The sequence below is a fragment of the Dolichospermum sp. UHCC 0260 genome, from assembly GCF_009711985.1.
GTDB lineage: Bacteria > Cyanobacteriota > Cyanobacteriia > Cyanobacteriales > Nostocaceae > Dolichospermum > Dolichospermum lemmermannii.
Window position 1 is genome coordinate 28,794 of record NZ_VIKZ01000034.1, and the last position, 21,132, is coordinate 49,925.

Consider the following 21,132-nt stretch of genomic DNA (forward strand, 5'->3'; position numbering starts at 1 on the left):
TAGCCGTTGGTTTAACTGTTGGTTCGGGTTTAGTTACTGGTTTGGTAATGATAGTTTTAACTTCTTCATTTAGTTTTTGGCGAAGTTGCAAATCAGCAATCCCAGTTTCTGAGAGTTGATGTTTTTTCTGGTACTCCTTTACCAACTCTTCTAACTGGGGACTGTAGAATTGATCACGGAGAAGTAGAGTTTTTGGTTTAAGTACAGTATTCAAATTAGCTTGCAGAATTTCGACGATCTTCGCGGCTTGATCTTGGGTTTTGGGGCCTACTTTCCCGTCCACCTTTAACTTGTAGCCTGTTTGAAATTGATTGATAGCCTTTTTAGTTTCCTCATCAGTCAGAGGATCTTTGGTAACTTTAACGTTATAACCCAACCCCCGTAACACAGATCGGAATTCGTCCGGCGTATAGTTGCGCTGACGGGCTGCAAAAGCTATGTCTGAAGCTACAACACTAGCTACTACCATACAGGTTAAAGCTATAGTTACTCTAGATTTGTCGAAACTACACCACATCATAAAAACTCCTTGGGATTAAATCCTTGATATTAAGAGACTAACAGGTAATTTTGAAGTTTTTTTAACCTACCTTTGGGGGTTAAAGTCCCCTGCTTCTACAAGCAGCGGGTTTTGCGTCGGGGTAAAATCCCCGTTGCAAAACGTAATTCTAAATTCTAAATTCTAAATTCTGCATTCTTTTAACCTCTGGCTTCATAATTAATGATTAATTCTGATTAATTTGACTTTGATTGATTATTAATGGGTATAAGAAAAATTACTACTCGACATCTGCTAATAGTCTCAATTCTGAAAAATCTGTGTTGCTACTTGTTTATACCAACATACTTTAATTTTAGCAATATTTAGTGACTCCTCAACCTACCTAAAACTGGGTTTCAAACTGATGCTACTGTATTTCATAAACCCACAATTTACCACATATAAGAAACCATGAGTAAATTAAAAAATTACCAGCGAAAAAACCTATGGTTTGAAAGAGTAATGGCAATTACCGCCACTGCTAACTTAGTATTAGTTTTCTTTGATTTAAGTTACGTACCTTGGCGAGATTTTTACTTCCGCAGACTTCCTGAACTAACTCGCTTATACGATTCAATTAAAGGTATTGAACCTCATCGTGATACAAAAAAATATTTAGAAGCAGTAGCTAGATTGGAAGTACAGGTAACTCAAACAGGCTTAATCTCACCGCAAGTCAAAGCCAAATTAGCAGACCTTCGTTTTCTCAGCAAAGAAATGATTGAAACTAATCCTTTTGCCGGTGCGGGGAAAAGTGGAACTCTAGAAAAAATCAAAAACCGAATGCGGGAACGCGTCAGTAAAGAATCTGCAAAAGGTGCATTTAATACTTTTTGGAGTCAAGAGTATTTATCTAAGCATGGTTGGAATCAGGAAATAGACTTTTTTAACCAGAAAATTCGTCCGGGAATTGCCAAAAACTATTATCGTAAAATCGGTGAAAATGGGGAATTTTTGAATGATTTTTGGATAATTGATTTACCATTTGTCGTTTTATTTGCTATAGAATTATTAGGACGTACTTTCTTCATCAAACGTAGATATAGTCATTTAAGTTGGTTAGAAGCAATTCTCTGGCGGTGGTATGATCTATTATTACTAATACCAATTTGGCAATGGTTACGAGTCATCCCAGTGACAATAAGACTAGATCAAGCCAAATTAGTTGATTTTTATGTAATTAGACGGCAAATTCATCAAGGTATTCTTGCCAATTTTGCCGAAGAAATTACAGAAATTGTTGTAGTTCAAGTAATTAATCAATTTCAAGGTTCAATTCAACGAGGTGAAATTACTCGTTGGTTATTAGAATCAGAAAATGTGCGTTCTTACATAGATATTAATAATATCAATGAAGTCGAAGCAATTACTGGATTGTTAATTAAAACTCTTGTTAATCAAGTATTACCAAAAATCCAACCAGAAGTAAATGCCATTTTGTGCCATAGTATTGAAATCGCTTGTCAGCAATTACCAGGCTTTAGTAATATCCGCATCATACCAGGATTAGGTAAAGCCCAAACACAAATTAGTGAACAACTAGCCACCCAAATTACTAATAATATCTATGCTGCTTTAGCTAGTACCATCAAAGATCCTGTCGCGGCAAAACTTTCCACTCAGCTAATAGAAAAATTTACAACTTCATTCACTTCAGAAATTCAGAAAAAACAAGTTCTGGTAGAAATTCAAAGTTTGTTAAATGACTTTTTAGAAGAAGTTAAAATTAACTACATTCAACGTTTATCCCAAGAGGATATAGATAAAATTTTGGAAGAAACTAGAAAAATGCGAACGGAATCATCCAGCAGTTTATCTATTCGTCAATAAAACATTAGCCAATAGATAGATGAAAATTATCAGAATTTTTGCCAACCTGGAATCAATAGGCATCCCAAAGCATTTCTGATAGCTTGCGTGGCGTAGCCATACAATATTAAGTGTAGGGTGGGCATTGCCCACTAAAACCTGTCTAGATTGGTGTTTTCCACCCTAGGTATATTTCAAAAATCAAATAGGATTCCTATAGACATAGTTATCATTTATTAAAACCATGAATAAAATCATAGATGGGGATATTAATCAGATTGATATCAAATTATTTTTGGAAGAGATAATTCCCGCACAAGCAGAAACTTTATGTGGTGGTTATTGTCAATCATCACAGGATGATCGAGATGCGTACATGAATGATATTGCTGAGATTATCAATAATGCCAAAAAACAAACTCAAGGTGTAGATGATAAACGCAGTAATCAGAAGATTAATACCATAGATAAGTCCAAAAAAACTTACCTAAATGGAATAGAAATACCCCGCAAAGGAAAAACCGTAGTTATATCTTTTTGAAGTTAAAGTTAGGGTATCCCCTCAATCCCCCCGCTGCGGGGGGAAGAAAAGGATAAACTTTTGATATTGGAGGGGGTTGGGCTTGGGGTTCTTGTACCTCATAACACCGCAAAGTGCTGTAAAGCTTACAATCCTCAGATTTCTCAAGATATCCTAACAAATTCCTAAAATGCTTGTGCAATTTGCCTTTTAAATTTTGAGTTTTGTATCTCTTCCGGCAATCATAGGCTCTATAATAAAATGGTTTAATCTGTCACCTCTTCCCTAATATGACAACCAGCGCAACTATAAACAAAGTGGACTACCTCCGCATCAGTTTAATTGATCGCTGCAACTTTCGTTGTCAATACTGTATGCCAGAAGGCGCAGAACTGGAATATATTGTCAAACAGCAATTATTAACTGATGAAGAACTGCTTACCCTCATTCAAGAAGTATTTATCCCCGTCGGATTTACCCGCTTTCGCTTAACCGGTGGAGAACCTTTACTCCGTCCCCATATAGTTGATTTAGTCGCCAAAATTGCTCATCTTCCCCAAACCGAAGATTTATCAATGACTACAAACGGGTTTTTACTCGCTCCTATTGCCCAAAATCTCTATAATGCAGGTTTACGAAGAATTAATATTAGCTTAGATTCTCTAGATCCACATATATTTGCAGAAATTATCGGTAATCATGGACGTGGACGCTGGCAACAAGTATGGCAAGGTATTCAAATCGCGTATAATGTGGGATTTGACCCATTAAAATTAAATGTAGTCGTCATTCCCGGCGTTAATGACCATGAAATTTTAGATTTAGCAGCTTTAACCATTGATAAACAATGGCACGTCCGATTTATTGAATTTATGCCCATTGGCAACGGAGACTTATTTAGCGATCGCGGTTGGGTATCTTCCGCAAATTTACGTCAATCCATCCGTGAGCGTTGGGGCTTGACAGAATCCCAAGTTTGTGGTAATGGACCGGCTGATGTATTTCAAATTCCTGGGGCTAAAGGCACAATAGGATTTATTAGCCAAATGTCAGAATGTTTTTGCGATCGCTGTAACCGGATGCGTCTGAGCGCCGATGGTTGGCTACGTCCCTGCTTATTAAACGAAACAGGTCAAATTGATTTAAAAACCGCCTTACGTGCTGGTATTAGCACCACCGATTTACAAGCACAAGTCAGACAAATATTAAATATCAAATCAGAAATAAACTTTAAGCAACGCGACCCTGGTACTGTCGGCACGTACACCCGTACCATGTCGCAGATTGGCGGTTAGTCATTAGTCAGTTGTTCGTTGTTTAATAACCACTAACTACTGACCACTGACTACTGACTACTGACTACTACGCTTGACGTGAGTAGTATTCCACCACAAGTAGTTCATTAACTTGTAGAGCTACCCATTCCCGTTCAATCACACTATTGACCTTACCAGACAACTTAGTTTTATCAAACTCTAGATGACTAGGAAGGTTAGCTAAACCGGGATATTGCAAGTTAGCTTCCACCAACTTCTTAGAAGCTTCTCTGTTTCTCACAGCGACTTCTTCACCAGGACGGCACTGATAGCTGGCAATATCTACTGGTTTGCCATTAACAGTGACATGACCGTGATTTACCAATTGACGGGCGGCTGGAATTGTCGGAGCCATACCCATGCGGAAAACCGTATTATCCAGGCGCATTTCTAACAATTGCAGCAACACCTGTCCAGTAGAACCAGCAACTCGTCTGGCTTTACGAACATAACGGAGCATTTGTTTTTCAGTTAAACCGTAGTTCATGCGGAGCTTTTGCTTTTCCTCTAAACGGATAGCATACTCAGAGCGCTTCTTACGGTTTTGACCATGTTGTCCGGGGGGATAAGCACGTCTAGCACTCTTCCGAGTTAAGCCTGGTAATTCGCCTAAACGACGGACAATTCTGAGGCGGGGTCCTCTATATCGGGACATGAGTTTCCTTAATTTAATCCTTCTAAAATTTTATTCAGACCTACCATTATGGCATAGTTCCCAAAAGCATAGACATTTTATAGCTAAATTGCCTTTTATTTACCGCTAATATTCACAAGAAATCAATCCGTTGAATTCACCAATTTTCGGTGGATTTCTGGGGAAAAGCACCGACATTCCTGGATGGTAGAAGATTGGGACTAAGTTCTACGGTAGCATAACCTTGGTGGAATCGAAAACGGTTATCTTAAAAAGCGAAAAAAAATGAGTAACTTTGGGAACAAACAAACCAATTATTTCTTCAGAGGATTTACAGCATCATTGATAACTATAGGTGGATTACTAGCCAGTAGTTTACCTACTATGGCTGTTACCGATTCCTACGAAAATGACTATCGGGTTTGTGCTGCTCAACTTTTGAGCGTGGGTATCACAGCTAAACCGGCATCTCAAAGTTGTGCCGCTACACTCCAACCACGAGAGTTATCCTCATGTGTAGCAAAAATTCATAAGCTTACACAAATCACACCTGTGGATGCCCTTTCTTCCTGTCGTCAGGCTCGTATTCCACAGGATCTAGCAACCTGTGTAGTTAGCATTAGTAAAAGTTATCAGGGTTCAGAAAATTCAGCTACTTTAACATCCTGTGGTCGCAGTTTGTTACCAGTAACCTTTGCTGATTGTGTAGTTGGTTTACGTCGAGAAATTGATTTAAGTCCTACTCAAGCATTAAATACTTGTATTGATGCCAGTGAAGGATCTAGCGGTTTCGGCGCGGTGTCTACAAAGCCATTGGGTTCTAACTCCCAGCAATAGACTTTCGCTTTAGCCCCTCAACTCCCATGAGTAAATAGATTCATAACGGTAGGGCTGGTAAGTATGCCACCCTACCCAACATAAAAATTTTGTTTTCTATTCATCTTTATTACCAACAACCATTTGTAAGATCATCGGTATTCCGCCTTCTTGGTGATATTTATCTCCCCAAGAACGAATGATTTCGTCTAGTTCCTCCATTGCTGGCTCAATCCAATCCGGCGGAATATCCAGTTCTTCCACAGCCCGCATCGTGTTTGGTTTACGCTCTGCCCAATATTTCATCATCCGGAAATACCGAGCCGTATCCTCTACCATTGTGTACGTGCGCTCTTGATCATCGGCTGGAGCATAGAACGGACGAGTGAGAGCATAAAAGGGCATTCCCCAGGGACAATCAATGCGTGTTACCGTTCCTGAATACAATAGCCGACGCTTGATGTGTTCCGCTAATGCTTCACTCAATGGCATCTGATGATTAGCAGGTAATTCTTCCTGCGATCGCTTATGGAGAAAGTCAATTAACTCCATAAATTCAAATGAGGTAACTAACTTGGCATCAGGAAGATTGTCTGGCAGCTTTTGCTCAATTTGTTTTTTCTCTTCACTGGTCAAATTCGTACCGGGGACGCGGGATCTTCCCGGTATCCAAGGATATTTTTCCATCCAGACATAGGGAAGTTGAATCAGATAGCGCGGTTCTTGGGAACCCAGCATTTTGAGAAGTTTGCCTTCAGTTAAAGCCAGTCTTACTTCTTCAACAATGATTTTCACTCGTTTCGGCTCAAGGTGGTGCAAATGCCCAGTCATTCTCAGGTTTTGCCCCTGCTCTAGATAGGTCATGTAAATTGCACACTTGGCTGCTGTTGCGGCTGCATCTAGAAATGCTCCATGCCTGTGGCCACTTGTCCGCATGGCACTAAAGGCAAGATAAAGCATGATCTGATCCATCGCACTAGGTCCAAGACGCTTGATCAGATCGATGTCGTTGGTCATATTCTACAGACGGATAAATGGCTTGTTTACAGGTGTGATATTCAAATCAAACTACGAATTATACACCCAGTTGGATACAAATATTTTTAATCTAAACCTAAAATTACTGTTTGACTCGGGAATTTTTAGGTGATAAATGTTGGGGGTGTAAATTGGTAGTTTCTCTCGTCAGACTAACTAACCCCCTCCCCTGGTATGACTCGAAGACTTTAGATACTCAGGGTGTTGGGATACAGGGGTATAGAGTAAGCAGGAGGAACGGCAGATGATTTGCATTTTGTATCTATCAAACCATTATAACTGCCTATTTCTGAAATATCTAGATATTTTTCTAAGAATTTTTCTGGAAATTTATTGCGGAGAAGTTTTAATACCACTTATGGCTGGTTAAAAGAATGCAGAATTTAGAATTTAGAATTTAGAATTACGTTTTGCAACGGGGATTTTACCCCGACGCAAAACCCGCTGCTTGTAGAAGCAGGGGACTTTAACCCCCAACGGTAAGTTAAAAAAATTTTACTGATAAAAATCCAGACAACTGAAAGTCACGACTCCCCCTACCTCCCCCACTCATTTACTAGGTTGTAGCTGATTAGGTGTTTTTTTCAAGCTAATACTTGCTGCACCTACCGTAACCAAGATAACTCCGATAACTTGGGCAATATTTAGGGATTCTTGCAACATTACCCCAGCAAAAATTACGGTTAAAATTGGGACTGTAGCTCCAATTAAAGAGGATACAGGAGTGCCTAGGTTACGAATGCCAAAATTATTGAATAAGTAACCGCACAAAGTCAAGACACCTAATATAAAAGCACTTAACACCAATTCCAGGATATTCGATGAGCTAATTGCTAAACCTAAATTACTGGGTAAAGGGATGATTAAGCAAATAAAACTTAATAACAACATGGTAGTGAAGTTAATTGAAGTCAAAGATACTGGATGTAGTTTGAGTTTAGTAGCGCATATTCTCGTCAGAATAACATAAATTGCAAATGCTATCCCGGACAGAATGGCCGTGGTGCTTCCTAGTGAGGTATTATTCACCCCTACAGACTGACTGCCTAAAACTAATAATTCACCACAAAAAATTGCTGCCATTGCCCCTGTTACCATTAAACTGGGACGTTCCTGAAATAGAACCCAGGATAGGAAGACACTCATAACTGGATAGATAAAGAAGAGGGCGATCGCTATTCCTGTTGTGACTTCACCGATAGCAATGTAAATAAATACCTGGGATAAAAATAATAAACAACCGCTAATTACTGACAAAAACAAGGACTGTTTAGTTTTGTTCTGAACAGGGGTTGCATTTGCCCGTAATGAAGCAAATAAATTTTCTAGCTCTTGCCAAATAGGAGGATGTAATATCGGCGATAAAAGTAACATTAATGGTACAACCACTAATAAACGTAGCATCAAAATTAAGAAAATATTCCCCAATGTGGGAAAGATTAACTGTTGGGTTGGCAATCCGCCCAAGGGGTTAGAAGCTGTAAAGAAAATTGCTTTAATTGCTACATTATAAAGAGACGAAACCACTGTAGACAAACAGATCAAGAGGAAACCTATTTGCAACTGTGACCAGTTGGGAGAGGTGCGGGATCTTTGTGGTCTAGGAGTTTCTGGTTGTCTAGGAGTTGCTGGTTGCTGAGGAGTTGCTGGTTGTTTAGGCGTTGTTTTTTGTTTAGATGTTGTTTCGCGCCTTAATTTTGGTGTTGGCGGTCGTCCTGTTGATAAATTAGGAGTTAAAACAGAAACTGGTTCAGGTTTTGTCTCTCCTAATGTTGGTGCTGTTAATACTTTAGAAGTCAAAACAGCACTAAGTTCAGAGTTTTTGTCTTCCAGTGATGTATCTGGATTTACGAAAGAACTGAGTTCAGGGCTTTGATTTTCCGGTATTGCTGGTAAATCTGGATTTACGAAAGAACTGAGTTCAGGGCTTTGATTTTCTGGTATTGCTGGTAAATCTGGATTTACGAAAGAACTGGGTTCGGGGCTTTTCTCTGTTGGTGAAGATAATATAACCGCATTGGCTGCTGATGTAGAATCACCCTGTGGGGATTGGTGAGGAATTAAAGTAACTGGTTCGACAATGATTCTTTGTGAGGATTTTTCCCCATTTCCATTTTGATGAGTTATGGCTTCACCACGCAGACTATCAGCTAGTTGTAAAACTGTGGGTGGGCCCCCTGTTATTACCTTGAGAGAATTTGCATCTCGATTTTTTTCTACTTCACTGCGGAGACGATTTACAAATTCTGCTAATATTGCTTCCCCTTGCTGTTGTTGGCTATACATCCGTGACAACTGTTGGGAAAGATCACCTTGATAGTTTTTGAGTTCTTGTAATAGGGAATTAAAGGCAATAGTGACGTTATCATCCAGACTGTCTAGCATATTAGTGACATTCTGTCCGATTTCATTAACTGTATTATTATTTATTTGAGCATTTTGCAACGTGACTAGATCAGAGGGATTATATTCTACGGCTTGAGTAGCTAAAGTTTTTAGTGAGGATTGTAATTGGGAAGATATGTGTTTGGCTAAAACTTCTGCTAATTGACGGATTAATACTTGCTGTTCCGTAATTTGCCGTGATTGTTGTAACTGTTCTTTTTCCTCAATTAACTTTTGAATATCGGTAGATAGTCTGGTTTTTTCAATTTCTAAGCGTTTTACGTCTTCCTGTAACGACCTCAATAGATTTTGTTGAAGATTTTCTAAATCCTCAACTACATCCCATAGGGCATTTTCTGCGGCTCTGGATAGCTCACCTCTAATGCGTGGGTTTTCTGGTCGCTTCTCAAATCGCCCCATCAGTTTCTAGCCTCTAACACCTTGATGATTAAGTTGCTGCCCCGGATACCAGACCAACATCTGTATTAAGTTTCCTTGAGAAAAGACAGGAAACTGAACAATTTCACTGAACTTATAAATTTAATTAACTTATTACAAGATTATTATCTATCATTTTTTTCAGGAATGATAGTGATGAAAGTCTTACAAATGAATACCTAACTACAAGCATCAAATCAGTGCGGAATACCTATTGATTGATAGTTGCCATTGATTTTGCCTTTGGAACGAGGGGTCAGCCTATGGCCTTAACATCAGTCTTGTTGTTCTCGAAGAGCAAAAAGCTGTTAACTGGGTAGGAAGCCTATACTTACCCGCAAGGGAAGTGTAGGTAGTTCACTGCCAGAAAATTGCCATGAGGGTAAAAATAGTGGCACTCAGGGCGGCACTGATGGGGACTGTAATTAACCAGGCCGCAGCGATATTTTGGATAGTAGCAAATTTTATTGATTTAATGTTCTGTACCAGTCCAATACCCACAACTCCACCGACAAGGGCGTGGGAGGTGGAAACGGGTAAACCTAAGCGGGAAGCTATTAAGATGGTGATGGCTGTGGCCAGTTCGGCACAAAATCCGTTACTAGGTTCTAAGGAAATAATATTTTCGCCGATGGTAGCGATAACTTTTTTACCCCAAACTGCTAAACCTGCGACAATCCCCATCGCACCGAGAACTAGAATCCAGAGGGGAATGGTGAGTTGATCACTGGGGACTTTACCTTGTTGATTAATGTAGGAAATTACTGCTAGGGGGGCGATCGCATTACCAACATCATTAGAACCATGAGCAAAGGCCACGAAACAAGCACTCAAAACTTGAAATTTGGCAAATAAACCTTGAATTTTATTGTCAATTTGACTATTTGCCAATTGTCGCCAACTGATCAAAGTCAAGCTAATTGCAGCCATTCCACCGATGAATAGGGTGATGTCATGGGGGGGAATATTCAATTTTCCCTCTGTGAGTAAGAACTGACTCAGAGGTTGAGTGATTGTGGGGAGAACGATAATGCCAAATACACTCAATAGCAATGTACTTAACCAGGGAATCCATTCCTGTAACTGGGATAGGGGCTGGGGTTGGTTAAAAATCCAATGTTGAATCAGACTATAAAACCCAGCGGCGATCGCGCCACTAATTATTGGTGTTAAAATCCAGCCAATGGTAATTAAACCAATGGATGACCAATCTATTGCTTCTATTCCCAATGCTACCCAACTAAAGCCAGCGATCGCTCCCACAATGGCATGAGACGAAGACACAGGTAAACCCCTAGCTGTAGCAATTTGTAGCCAGATCCCAGCCGTTAGCAGTACCGCTATCATTCCCATCACTAAAGTTTGTGGTGTCGTCACAAATAAGGCTGGATTAGCGATTTTCGTGCCAAGGGTAGATGTTACCTCTTGTCCAAACAAGACAGCACCCAGAAACTCTAACACCCCAGCAATAATGATTGCCTGTTTGAGCGTAATAGCCCCAGAACCCACAGAAGTTCCCATCGCATTAGCAACATCATTTGCACCCAAATTCCAGGCGACATAGAAGACTAAAAGAGCGACTATCGCAGTTTGCAGTTCCATAAAATAAACCATTCACACCTGTTAACAGGTAAAAATTGTCATGAATGATTTACATTTTCCATTTTTTTGGCTATAAAAATCTGGACGAGCTATAAAACTCGACACACTCAACAAAACTTAATTTTATCTATGTTTGATATTTTCACAAAATTAAGCTACCAAGCTCTGCAATCAGGGAAGAATTACTTTGCTTTTGCTCACAAAACCGTAAGTTCACAGATCAAAAACCTAATTTATCCATCACTTCAGCCCAATATCAGTCCTTTATCCCCGAAATTGCTCACACAACTTCAAGACAATATGAACCAGTTATTGGCAAGAGACTGGGAAGATAGTCAAGCAGGTGTGTATCCACAAAATTTATTATTTGATAATTCTTGGGACGATTTCTTCCGTTACTATCCATTAATATGCTTAGACTTACCAAACATCTGGGAACGCATTAAAAACCGAAAATATCAAGAATTTTCTCAAGAAATAGCCACAGACAACTATCCCAGCTACTATTTACAGAACTTCCATTACCAAACAGATGGCTATTTGAGTGAACTGTCCGCCAATTTATATGACTTACAGGTGGAAATTCTGTTTGGTGGCTCAACTGATGCCATGAGAAGACGCATCCTCTGTCCTCTCAAATCCCAACTAACAGCATTTGACCATATTCCCCAAGAACAACTCCGAGTCATAGATATTGCTTGTGGTACTGGACGAACACTGAAGTTAATCAGAGCAGCTTTACCCGACGTATCTTTATTTGGTATAGATTTATCCTCAGCCTATTTGCGGAAAGCCAACGAACTATTATCCCAAATTCCTGGAGAATTACCGCAACTCGTGCAAGGAAATGTCGAAGAGTTGCCTTATCGAGATAATTATTTTCATGGCACAACTTGTGTTTTTCTGTTTCATGAGTTACCAGCGGCAGTTCGTCAAACTGTAATTGAAGAGTGTTTTCGGGTCACAAAACCAGGAGGCGTTTTTATCATCTGTGATTCCATTCAAGAAAATGATCTACCGGAGATGGAATTAGTTGTCAAAAACTTCTCAGAGACTTTTCATGAACCTTATTACAATCATTACGTTACAGATAACCTGGTAGAGCGGTTAGAAAAAGCTGGATTTGAGCAAATAGAAACCCAAGTTCACTTCGTCAGTAAATATTGGATTGCTCACAAACCAAGTCACTAGAAATTCAGCATTCACAATGAAGGTTGATAACTAAGAAAAGTTTTCTTTTTCCTCACTTCCGGTAATTGTTCCCACCTACTAACGCCCAATGTGTACCGGGCGCGATTACCACAGGTGAGATTGGTACGTGTATTAGTGAATTGGTTACCAATACACGCCAAGGTTTGAGTAATTACCGGATGTTTTGATGAAATATTGAACAATTTTCGAGAGATGAAGTGCTGTAACTGTCTATGTTTTTAGCAGAGAAATTGCAATACTGATAGCTTGCGTGACGACGCAGTAGCCGTGGGACTGATCAAAGATATAGTGCTTGTAACTATCTATATCTGGTGTCAGTGAAAGGGAAATTTACAAACGATAGAATCAAACAAGTGTAGTGCTGTAACTGTCTATATCGTTTCGATTCAAGAAGTGGTATGCAGAATTTAAAAGATCCAATAATCCGGTAATATCATTTCTGGGTTGGCAGGTTTTACGCTTTGACGCTTCCATAACAGAACTGAAATTGCCAACTTATCCATCTAATCCTCTACGACCACTACCTCGGTGAGGATTGGGCTTTTCGGGTTGGTTGGGGCTAGGTTTGGAGTTATCAGCCAGGTTGAAACTCTGGTTTAACACCAAAGGTGAAAGCTGGTAATCGGACTTAGCCATTGACAGAGCGGAAAAACGAGTCTGTACTGCTTCGCAGTTAAAAGCTAAGGAGCCAAGGACCAGACTCGATACTAAAAGTGAAATGGCAGCACGCATAGTAGATGTCTATTTTAGAACTCTCTACTTCACTAATACTTAACTTTTATATGTCTGTCCGGAAAATTCGGGAAAAAGTATTGTAGTTTACTGAATAAATGTTCATTTTATACTTCTTCAAGATGCTCAACAAGTAACCAATTTCCAGAGAAATTTGGTCGCCCCCAAATCTTGAGTATTTTTTCTGGGGTCAAAGCTTGCAGTTGTTGGTCTATATCAGATTTCAACGTCACAAGCTGCCAATTTGTTGTAGTTAAATTGGTGTCATTTGTAATATTAAATTGGTAATTTTGCTCACCCAGTCGTCGGAATTTGCCTGTAAAGCAGTCGAGATCTAATTTATTATCTTCATCGACTAAAATACAAGGACAGTTACCATCGGCAGGATAAGCTTCTGGGTGGTCTAAATAATAAGTTTGCCAGTACAACCAATCGGGATGATTAGTTAATAAGTTAAACAAGGGAACAATTGGGCTAGGTGCATCGTCGTCTGTCAATAATGCAGCCTGCAAACTCTTCACTGGTAAATCCCTGGGTTGACATTCTAGCACAATACAAAGAGAAGCTGCCATACCTGCTGCTTGTCCAATTCCCATGACTATTGGTTGAAGTCTAGTAGCGCCGTTAGCGATGTGGGAAACGGAAATGTTTTTTTCACAAACTAGCAAACCATCTGTAGTAGCAGGAACCAGGGCGCGATAGGGGATAGTGAAGGGTGTTCCTGTCCATCTTCCACCCCAGCGGATAGATTTAGGTTGCAGTGAGAACTCTACACCAGGATAATGGTGATCGTTGGCATAGTTACCAACAGCGATAGCATCAGAAAATGGTAATGCGGTATTACTGTTGGCTAAAGGCAAAATATCCTGTTCACAAACGGTAGTTAAGCCTACTAGACGGCGACTTTCCCGATAATAGGGATGGAGGGCAAAGGCGGAGTTAGGATGGGGAAACAGGTTTTCTGCTAATCCGTAACGCCTACCAAACTGGGTTTGAATGAAATGGGCAAAATTCTGACTGTGCCAATAACATTCTTGCACAAATTCGCGCTTTTTCACTGAGTCTAGCAACCGATTGGCATTTTGGCAGTAATCGTTGCCCGCAATAGGCCAGTTAATCATAAATCGATCTGCTGGTAAGCGTCCATAGTTCAAAAATTTTTCTGGACTATAGTTATCCCAAGCTCCTGTAAACTGAGATGGATCATAGTTAGGGGCTGGAAGAATTGCTGGGGCGGTATTTTCGCCAAAGTCTTCCATGACTACTACCCAAGTTGGTGCTTGGACTGGATAGGTTTGGGTCAGGGAGTTAAAATTTGTTGGGGCGCTGGGTTCTCTCCATTCTGACTGTAATTCCCAACCCCAACGGTGAGGGATTTCTCCTAATGCTAATAAGTCTCCTAATTCTGTGCCGTCAAGGATAATTTTGGCGTTGACGGTGAAATCTGCAAAGCGGACACCTGTGATACAGTCTTGGGTTCGCAACACTGCTAATGGCACTTGTCCCGAAATCCACTGAAGATTCGGTAATTCTCGCACCCAGTCGGCAAATATTTCTGCACCTATCCGCGGATCATAACTGAAAAAGCTGACCCAACTGTTATCTAATCCCCCTGGTTGTCTACGTTGCAATTCTTGTAAAAAAGCTCCCCATAAACCTGTTTGCAATGCTTGTAATTCGTTTCCGTCTGGTGCAGATACACCGGCAGAGGTTAGCATTCCTCCTAACCAGGGAAATTCACTCACAAGGATTGTTTTTACACCTCGTCGTGCTGCTTGGATAGCAGCCGCTGTTCCACCTGTGCCTCCACCAACTACTAGGACATCTGTTGTATAGGTTTGATTCATAATATTAAGTCAATTGGTTATTGGGTATTAGGAGACGTTTATCACAGATCATCCTCTTGTGATTCAGTATTAATTCTTGCTTTGCTGGTGTATATTATTCAATATTGAATTTAGATAATTTATGAATAATATCTTGCGAATAGGGACTTTGCTGAGAGAACGTTACAAAATTATCGATCTTTTGTCTCATCATACTGGTTTTGGCATTACCTATAAAGTTAAAGACTCTAATCATCCAAATCAACCAATTCGGATTTTAAAACAACTCAAAAAACCTACTGCATCTAAATTAGATATTGAAAACTTATCTATTTTACAACAGCAAGAAATATTAAATCAATATTGGCAAGAATATTTAAGGCTGTTCAGAATAGAAACGCAAGCATTAGGTAAACTTGGTGAGAAATATGAACAAATTCCCACAATTTATGAACGATTTCCAGAAGGTGGAGAAGAATTTTATGTCCAGGAATATATTGAGGGAGATTCTTTAAGTCAAGAAGTCAGACAAAATCAAAGATTATCAGAACAAAAGACGATATCTTTATTAATTGAGATTTTAGAAGTTTTTGCATACATTCAAAATAATCCTGGTTATGCAATTATTCATCGAGACATCAAACCCGATAATATTATTCGCAGAAGTAGCGATAATAAATTAGTTATCATTGATTTCGGTTTAGCGAAAGAAGTAACCGTTCCGGGAATAAAAGTAGGTTCAGTTATGGGAGGAACAAAAGGATATATTGCACCAGAAATATTATTGGGAATAGTATCTTTTGCTAGTGATATTTATTCTATTGGTATGATTGGAGTCTTTGCTATCACGGGAGAAGATCCCAGTTATACACCTTTATTAGCTGAAAATTGGCGAACAAAAGCAAATGTACGTCCTGAATTTGCTGATATTTTAAATAAAATGATTTGTGAGGATTATACAAAACGCTTTCAAACCGCCAAAGAAGCCTTACAAGCATTAACAGTAAGTCAACCAATTCCAGTACCTCCACCAACTCCAGCGCCTCCAATTCCCTGGAAATTAATTCTTGGCACTATTTCAGGAATCATCCTCATTATCGGTGTAGTTATGGCTGTCATGTCCATATTACCCAAATCTCAGGATCAACTAATAGCTGATGGTAAAGCCAAATCAGGAGAACTAACATCATCAGATCAAAAAGAGTTATCTAGTGATAAAACTTATGATGTTTATACTTTTAAAAGTGATAAAAAACAATATTTAACAGTGCAAATAATCAGCAATGATTTTCAACCACAACTCACCATTCTCAAACCAGATGATAAATATTTTAATCCTGTATCTAATGTAGGAACAAAGGATAATGATTTCACCGCTTCTATTATGGTAGAACCGGGTACTTATCAATTTAAAATTACATCAACAAAAGCAGCAAGTGGTAATTATGTAATTAAAGCTTGGGTGACAGATAGGTAATTAGTGATAAAATCCCCATATTCATCCTGTACATCCTTAAATCCTGGACATCCTGATTCAGACAATAAAGATAATAATCCAGCACAAAGACAATCCCAATTATGAAAAGTTATCAGTGGCTATTATTTCCAAGTATACTCATTTTAAACCTCACATTCACAGCGTGTCAAAAATCTGAAAAGGTTGTTTTCTCCTGTGAAACAGACGGTAATGGAGAATCTGTTACGAAGGTTAAATACCAAGACAAAACGCGAGATTTAATAGAGTGGAAACGCACGAATTTTGTAAAAGCTGGTTTTCCTCCTCAACGAAGATGTCAGGAAGTAACACCAAAGTTACAAACTGCTTATGATAATGGAAGTTTGAAAGATTTAACTTGGGGTTATTCTGAAGCTGAAAATGACCCTCGTAAAAACTTTAAATCTTTATGTACTACCACAGGAAAAAATTGTCATACTTTGATTTTAACGTTATTAGAATCAGATGATCCTAATGTGGAATTAAACGCTTTTACTGCGGTGTTAAATGGTGATACTGAGGGAGCATTCCAGCAAAAGTCCTGTGCAGTAAAACCTCGTAGTAATTTAACTTGTACTGTTGATATATTCAAAGTGTTTAATAAATAAAGATAGGAACAAAGCCAATAAAGCCAATAAAGCCAGGGAATAAATTCCCTGTCTCAAAGCTAAAGTCGGTTAAAACCGACTGAATGGAAGGATTTTTTGGATTTTTTAGTCCGTTTTAACGGACTTGCGCTATTAGACTGGGAATTCATTCCCAGGCGGGTTATGAAGCAAATCGAAAATTAGCCAATAACCAAATTATCAAATACCAATGGAAGAATTTTTTAGTCCGTTTTAACGGACTTTCGCTATTAGACGGGGAATTGATTCCCCGACGGGTTATGAAACAAACGGAAAATTAACCAATAACAAAATTATCAAATACCAGGAGTACCATCTATGAAATTACACAAATTATCCCATCTGTTATTATTCTTTATCCTCCTATTTCCCGCTTCTCCCATTATTATCACTGGTTGTAGTTCTTCCCTATTCGCACGCAAACCAGGGACTTTATCAGAATCAGAATTAAATAATATCTTAAAAGAAATTACTGTTAAAGTCCTAGTTGATGATAAAGAAGCAGCTTCAGGAACTATTATCAAAAAACAAAACGGTTTTTATACTGTTCTCACTAATTATCATGTGATAGAAAATGCTAAATCTGTGAAAATTGTCACTCCAGATAATCAAGTTTATCCCGTTGAATTTTCTAAGGTAGATAGACAAGATAATAAAAAAGATGATTTATATGATTTAGCTAAATTGACTTTTAGCAGTGAAACCACTTATTTAGTTGCTGGTTTAGGGGAAGAGAATATTAAACCAGGAGAAAAGGTATTTGCTGGAGGATATGTTAAAGGTAATTTGCAAACTACCAAAGGTACAGCGAAATTATTTTTAAATCAGCCGTTAATTAAAGGACAGCAAATAGCTTATGATAATGATATTCAACAGGGGATGAGTGGAGGTGCAATTATTAATGAAAATGGTTATTTGGTGGGGATAAATAGTAAACTTGCTCACCCGGTTTTACAAACTGATTTTCGCTATTTACAAGGTGAACAACCTGATGATAAAACTTTAAAGGAATGGGGTAATTATAGTTGGGGTATTGCGGTTAATTTAGTGGATGAAGCTGCACCTGATTTAGCTTTGTTTCCTGAGAGGGTAATTAGGAAAATTGGGGGTATTCCGGCTAAGGTTTTAGATATTGCTAAACAGTCTTCGGTGCAGATTAAACAGGCTAATGGTGGTATTGGTAGCGGGGTAATTATTGCTAAGGATAATGATATTTATTATGTGTTAACTGCGGGTCATGTGGTGGAAAATAAACAGGAGTATCAAGTTGTTGCACCTGATAAACAAGTATATGAGGTGGATAATCAGACTATTCGCACCAGAAAGGGACTTGATATGGCTGTTTTACAGTTTCGTAGTTCTCAGGTTTATCAAGTTGCTACTTTGGGGGATTATAAGTTAAAGGAACAATTTGTTTTTCTTTATGGTTGGAAGGGAGAAGAATTAAATCATCCTTCTTTGTTTAGTGTGGGAAAAATGCTGGCTAGGGAAAATAGAGAATTTTGGGCAGCAACTAGAGGTTATGAATTAGCATATAGCAATGAAGGGTATCCGGGAATGAGGGGTGGTGGTATTTGGGATACAGAAGGGAAATTAGTTGGTATTCATAATTATGCAGAAACAGATATTTTAGGATTTAGTTTGGGTTTATCTGTTGAGAGATTTTTATTTTATCAAAAAGCGGACTTCTGGAAACTCCCTCAATCCAGTTTCTATATAGAAAATCATCCTTCTCCGGTATCAAATGTGAATGCGATAGGCATTTCTAAACCTTTTCTTCCTAATCTTGTAAATAGTAATGGTTATAATTTATTGGCTTATGGAATTAAATTATGGCGTATTGGAGATGAACGATCTATAGACTATATGTTCAATGCAACAATAAAAGATCCAAATTTATGGCAAGCAGACTATAATATGGCTTTTATTGCTTCTTTCTATGAAAACGATAGTTTATCTTTAGGAGCTTTAAATATTATAAACGATGTTATTGATCAACAACCAACTTTTTCTCGTTCTTACTTAGTCAAGGCTTTAATTTTAGAAAAAATGGAATTGTATACTGATGCTTTAGATGCTTTAAACAAGGGAATTCAACAACCCGTTAAACAGAAAAACTATGATTTTTCTCTTTATTGGCTTCGTGGCGAGATATTTGATGAATTACAGCAATATGATGAAGCTATTAGGGATTATAGCAAAGTAATTTCTATCAATCCTGATAGTAGATTATTTTACTACAAACGTGGGTTAATTTATAGTAGACAACGAAAATTAGATCAAGCAATTCAAGATTATAACCAAGCTATTGCCATTGATACTACCTTTGCAGATGCTTATTATAAGCGTGGATTAACGTATATTTTAAAACGTAATATTCAAGGGATTCAAGATTTAAGAACTGCAAAACAACTCTATGAACAGCAAGACAATACTCATACTCAAGAATATCAAAAACTACAGAATTTATTTACCTTCTATTCTATACCCCTACATTAACCAACCCTAATCAAAAACAACCAAACTAACACCACAACCACTAGCTGCTTCCGCTAACCGAGAATCAAGAATTGCTAATTTACCTCACCTGAAACTACAATTAGAGTATAATTAAATAATGCCAATATGCCAGCCAAAGATATCTACCATAACGAAGTCAAAAACGCATTGATAAAAGACGGTTGGACTATCACAGACGACCCTTATATTATCAAATACGAGGATGCTGAACTATACGCAGACCTAGCAGCAGAAAAACCAATTGCAGCAGAACGTCAAGGACAGAAAATAGTTGTGGAAATTAAAAGTTTTGTCAGCAAATCGCTGATGTATGATTTTCATAACGCCTTGGGACAATATATAGTATATCGGAATCTCATTCAACTTACAGCACCAGAATATAAACTCTATTTAGCTATTGATGATGTTGTCTATGAGAAATTTTTTCAACGCAAATCTGTACAAGCTGTAATTCAGGAAAATCACCTGCTGTTAATAGTTGTTAATACAGAAAAGGAGGAAATTCAGCAATGGATAAACTAGAACAATACCGGAATATTATCAAAAAAATATTGACTGAATATTACGAAATGAGTAATACTCAAATTTCAAAAAAATATGAATTTGAAGTTAGTGAACGTTTAGCTATTGATGAAAACAGAGATCAATATATTTGGTTTCGTTTTGGTTGGGATGACAAAAAGCAAATACAGCATATCATCATTTATCTTACCATTAAAAACGGCAAAGTTTGGGTAGAAGAAGATGCAACAGATTTATGTATAGTTGATGATTTACTATCAGCAGGAATACCGCAAAATGATATTGTTTTGGGTTTCCATCATCCCAGTAAAAGAGTTTTCACAGAGTTTGCTACCGCTTGAAATAACGAGAATATTGTAGGGGTTTAGCAATGCTAAACCCTTACCTTTTATGTTAAAATAAACATAGATGTAACCCTCATAAAAATTATGAAAAGTCGCAGTTTTACAGTCATAATCTACAAAGAAGATGATATGTATATCGCTGAATGTCCAGAAGTTGGTACTGTAGATCAAGGAGAAACAATAGAACAAGCAATAACAGGTTTAAAAGAAGCAACACGACTTTATTTAGAAGAATTTCCTTTACCAGAAACCTCTCCTAGATATGTGACTAGCATAGAGGTTACTTATGCCTAAATTACCACGAATTTCTAGTAAAGAAGCAATTCGGACATTAGAACGTATGGGTTTTTATCAAATTAGATAAACAGGTAGTCATGTAATCATGAAAAAACAAACAATTAATGGAGAAGTTGGTTGTGTTGTACCATTACATCCAGAATTAAAAGTAGGTACATTAAGCGGTGTTCTTAAACAAGCACAAATTACTCCTGAAGAATTTATAGAAAATCTATAAAAACTATATCTCTAGTTTAAACAAAGATTTATGAACAAAACACCAATGAATCAAGAAGATGATTTTGATGCTGATGATTTATTACCAGAGTATAATTTCGATTATACAAAAGCTCGTCCTAATCGGTTTTCTACTACCTCAGAAAATAAAATTACTGTAATTCTTGATCCTGATGAAGAATAAAGTTTTTCAAACATCAGAAGATGTGAATCGTGCTTTACGTTGTTTGTTATCTGCTATTC

General features: G+C 38.1%; 19 protein-coding genes and 1 pseudogene. 13 read left to right on the forward strand and 7 right to left on the reverse strand.

Features of this window, described 5'->3' with window-relative positions; all coding sequences use genetic code 11:
- The coding region (locus FJR08_RS14250; RefSeq protein ID WP_168633603.1) for a peptidoglycan-binding protein at positions 1-517 on the reverse strand (517 nt) is incomplete at its 3' end.
- 435 nt (positions 518-952) lie between these two features.
- Between FJR08_RS14250 and FJR08_RS14255 the strand changes: the two genes are divergently transcribed.
- From FJR08_RS14255 to moaA, 3 genes are all read left to right on the forward strand, one after another.
- Complete coding sequence (locus tag FJR08_RS14255) at positions 953-2,371, forward strand: hypothetical protein (RefSeq protein ID WP_168633604.1); 1,419 nt, start codon at positions 953-955, stop codon at positions 2,369-2,371.
- 223 nt (positions 2,372-2,594) lie between these two features.
- Positions 2,595-2,891, forward strand: a complete 297-nt coding sequence (locus FJR08_RS14260) for a hypothetical protein (protein WP_015078254.1) — start codon at positions 2,595-2,597, stop codon at positions 2,889-2,891.
- 287 nt (positions 2,892-3,178) lie between these two features.
- On the forward strand, positions 3,179-4,165 hold the full coding sequence (gene moaA / locus FJR08_RS14265; protein ID WP_168633613.1) for a GTP 3',8-cyclase MoaA: 987 nt from the start codon (positions 3,179-3,181) through the stop codon (positions 4,163-4,165).
- Positions 4,166-4,232: 67 nt separating this feature from the next.
- On the opposite strand, the gene rpsD is transcribed toward moaA, so the two are convergent.
- Positions 4,233-4,841, reverse strand: coding sequence for a 30S ribosomal protein S4 (rpsD, locus tag FJR08_RS14270; protein ID WP_015078256.1), 609 nt, complete (start codon positions 4,839-4,841; stop codon positions 4,233-4,235).
- A gap of 264 nt (positions 4,842-5,105) precedes the next feature.
- Here rpsD and FJR08_RS14275 point away from each other — a divergent pair, with 264 nt between their 5' ends.
- Positions 5,106-5,657, forward strand: coding sequence for a hypothetical protein (locus FJR08_RS14275; protein ID WP_015078257.1), 552 nt, complete (start codon positions 5,106-5,108; stop codon positions 5,655-5,657).
- Between the two features lie 96 nt (positions 5,658-5,753).
- On the opposite strand, the gene hetR is transcribed toward FJR08_RS14275, so the two are convergent.
- The 3 genes from hetR to FJR08_RS14290 all read right to left on the reverse strand — a co-directional run bounded on the left by hetR (position 5,754) and on the right by FJR08_RS14290 (position 11,099).
- Entirely contained in the window at positions 5,754-6,653 is a 900-nt protein-coding gene (hetR, locus tag FJR08_RS14280) for a heterocyst differentiation master regulator HetR (RefSeq protein WP_148763494.1), read from the reverse strand.
- A gap of 570 nt (positions 6,654-7,223) precedes the next feature.
- Entirely contained in the window at positions 7,224-9,479 is a 2,256-nt protein-coding gene (locus tag FJR08_RS14285; protein WP_168633605.1) for an EamA family transporter, read from the reverse strand.
- A 375-nt stretch (positions 9,480-9,854) separates the two neighbouring features.
- Positions 9,855-11,099 carry an inorganic phosphate transporter gene (locus tag FJR08_RS14290; RefSeq protein ID WP_168633614.1) on the reverse strand — a complete coding sequence of 415 codons (1,245 nt, stop codon included), beginning with the start codon at positions 11,097-11,099 and terminating at the stop codon, positions 9,855-9,857.
- A gap of 129 nt (positions 11,100-11,228) precedes the next feature.
- On the opposite strand from FJR08_RS14290, the gene FJR08_RS14295 reads away from it, so the two are divergent.
- A complete protein-coding gene (locus tag FJR08_RS14295; protein ID WP_015078261.1) occupies positions 11,229-12,290 on the forward strand; it encodes a class I SAM-dependent methyltransferase in 1,062 nt (353 codons plus the stop codon).
- 516 nt (positions 12,291-12,806) lie between these two features.
- On the opposite strand, the gene patX is transcribed toward FJR08_RS14295, so the two are convergent.
- The gene (gene patX / locus FJR08_RS14300) at positions 12,807-13,043 is read right to left on the reverse strand and encodes a heterocyst-inhibiting protein PatX (RefSeq protein WP_015078262.1); all 237 of its coding nucleotides are present in this window, start codon (positions 13,041-13,043) and stop codon (positions 12,807-12,809) included.
- A 107-nt stretch (positions 13,044-13,150) separates the two neighbouring features.
- Positions 13,151-14,893 carry an FAD-dependent oxidoreductase gene (locus FJR08_RS14305; RefSeq protein WP_168633615.1) on the reverse strand — a complete coding sequence of 581 codons (1,743 nt, stop codon included), beginning with the start codon at positions 14,891-14,893 and terminating at the stop codon, positions 13,151-13,153.
- A 118-nt stretch (positions 14,894-15,011) separates the two neighbouring features.
- On the opposite strand from FJR08_RS14305, the gene FJR08_RS14310 reads away from it, so the two are divergent.
- From FJR08_RS14310 to FJR08_RS14345, 8 genes and pseudogenes are all read left to right on the forward strand, one after another.
- Complete coding sequence (locus tag FJR08_RS14310; protein ID WP_168633606.1) at positions 15,012-16,346, forward strand: serine/threonine-protein kinase; 1,335 nt, start codon at positions 15,012-15,014, stop codon at positions 16,344-16,346.
- Between the two features lie 101 nt (positions 16,347-16,447).
- Positions 16,448-16,972: a COP23 domain-containing protein gene (locus FJR08_RS14315; RefSeq protein WP_168633607.1), complete on the forward strand. Its 525-nt coding sequence runs from the start codon at positions 16,448-16,450 to the stop codon at positions 16,970-16,972.
- 336 nt (positions 16,973-17,308) lie between these two features.
- Positions 17,309-19,489, forward strand: coding sequence for a tetratricopeptide repeat-containing serine protease family protein (locus FJR08_RS14320; protein ID WP_168633608.1), 2,181 nt, complete (start codon positions 17,309-17,311; stop codon positions 19,487-19,489).
- A 126-nt stretch (positions 19,490-19,615) separates the two neighbouring features.
- Positions 19,616-20,032 (forward strand): XisH family protein, encoded by a 417-nt coding sequence (locus tag FJR08_RS14325; protein ID WP_168633609.1) that lies wholly within the window; start codon positions 19,616-19,618, stop codon positions 20,030-20,032.
- Positions 20,020-20,373, forward strand: coding sequence for a XisI protein (locus FJR08_RS14330; RefSeq protein ID WP_015078277.1), 354 nt, complete (start codon positions 20,020-20,022; stop codon positions 20,371-20,373). The genes FJR08_RS14325 and FJR08_RS14330 overlap by 13 nt, the downstream gene beginning before the upstream one ends.
- Before the next feature lie 87 nt (positions 20,374-20,460).
- Positions 20,461-20,670, forward strand: a complete 210-nt coding sequence (locus FJR08_RS14335; protein WP_015078278.1) for a type II toxin-antitoxin system HicB family antitoxin — start codon at positions 20,461-20,463, stop codon at positions 20,668-20,670.
- A gap of 82 nt (positions 20,671-20,752) precedes the next feature.
- Positions 20,753-20,890: pseudogene (locus FJR08_RS23655) on the forward strand (type II toxin-antitoxin system HicA family toxin); the annotation flags it as partial.
- Positions 20,891-20,920: 30 nt separating this feature from the next.
- On the forward strand, positions 20,921-21,073 hold the full coding sequence (locus FJR08_RS14345) for a hypothetical protein (protein WP_254434433.1): 153 nt from the start codon (positions 20,921-20,923) through the stop codon (positions 21,071-21,073).
- Positions 21,074-21,132: the final 59 nt, after the last annotated feature.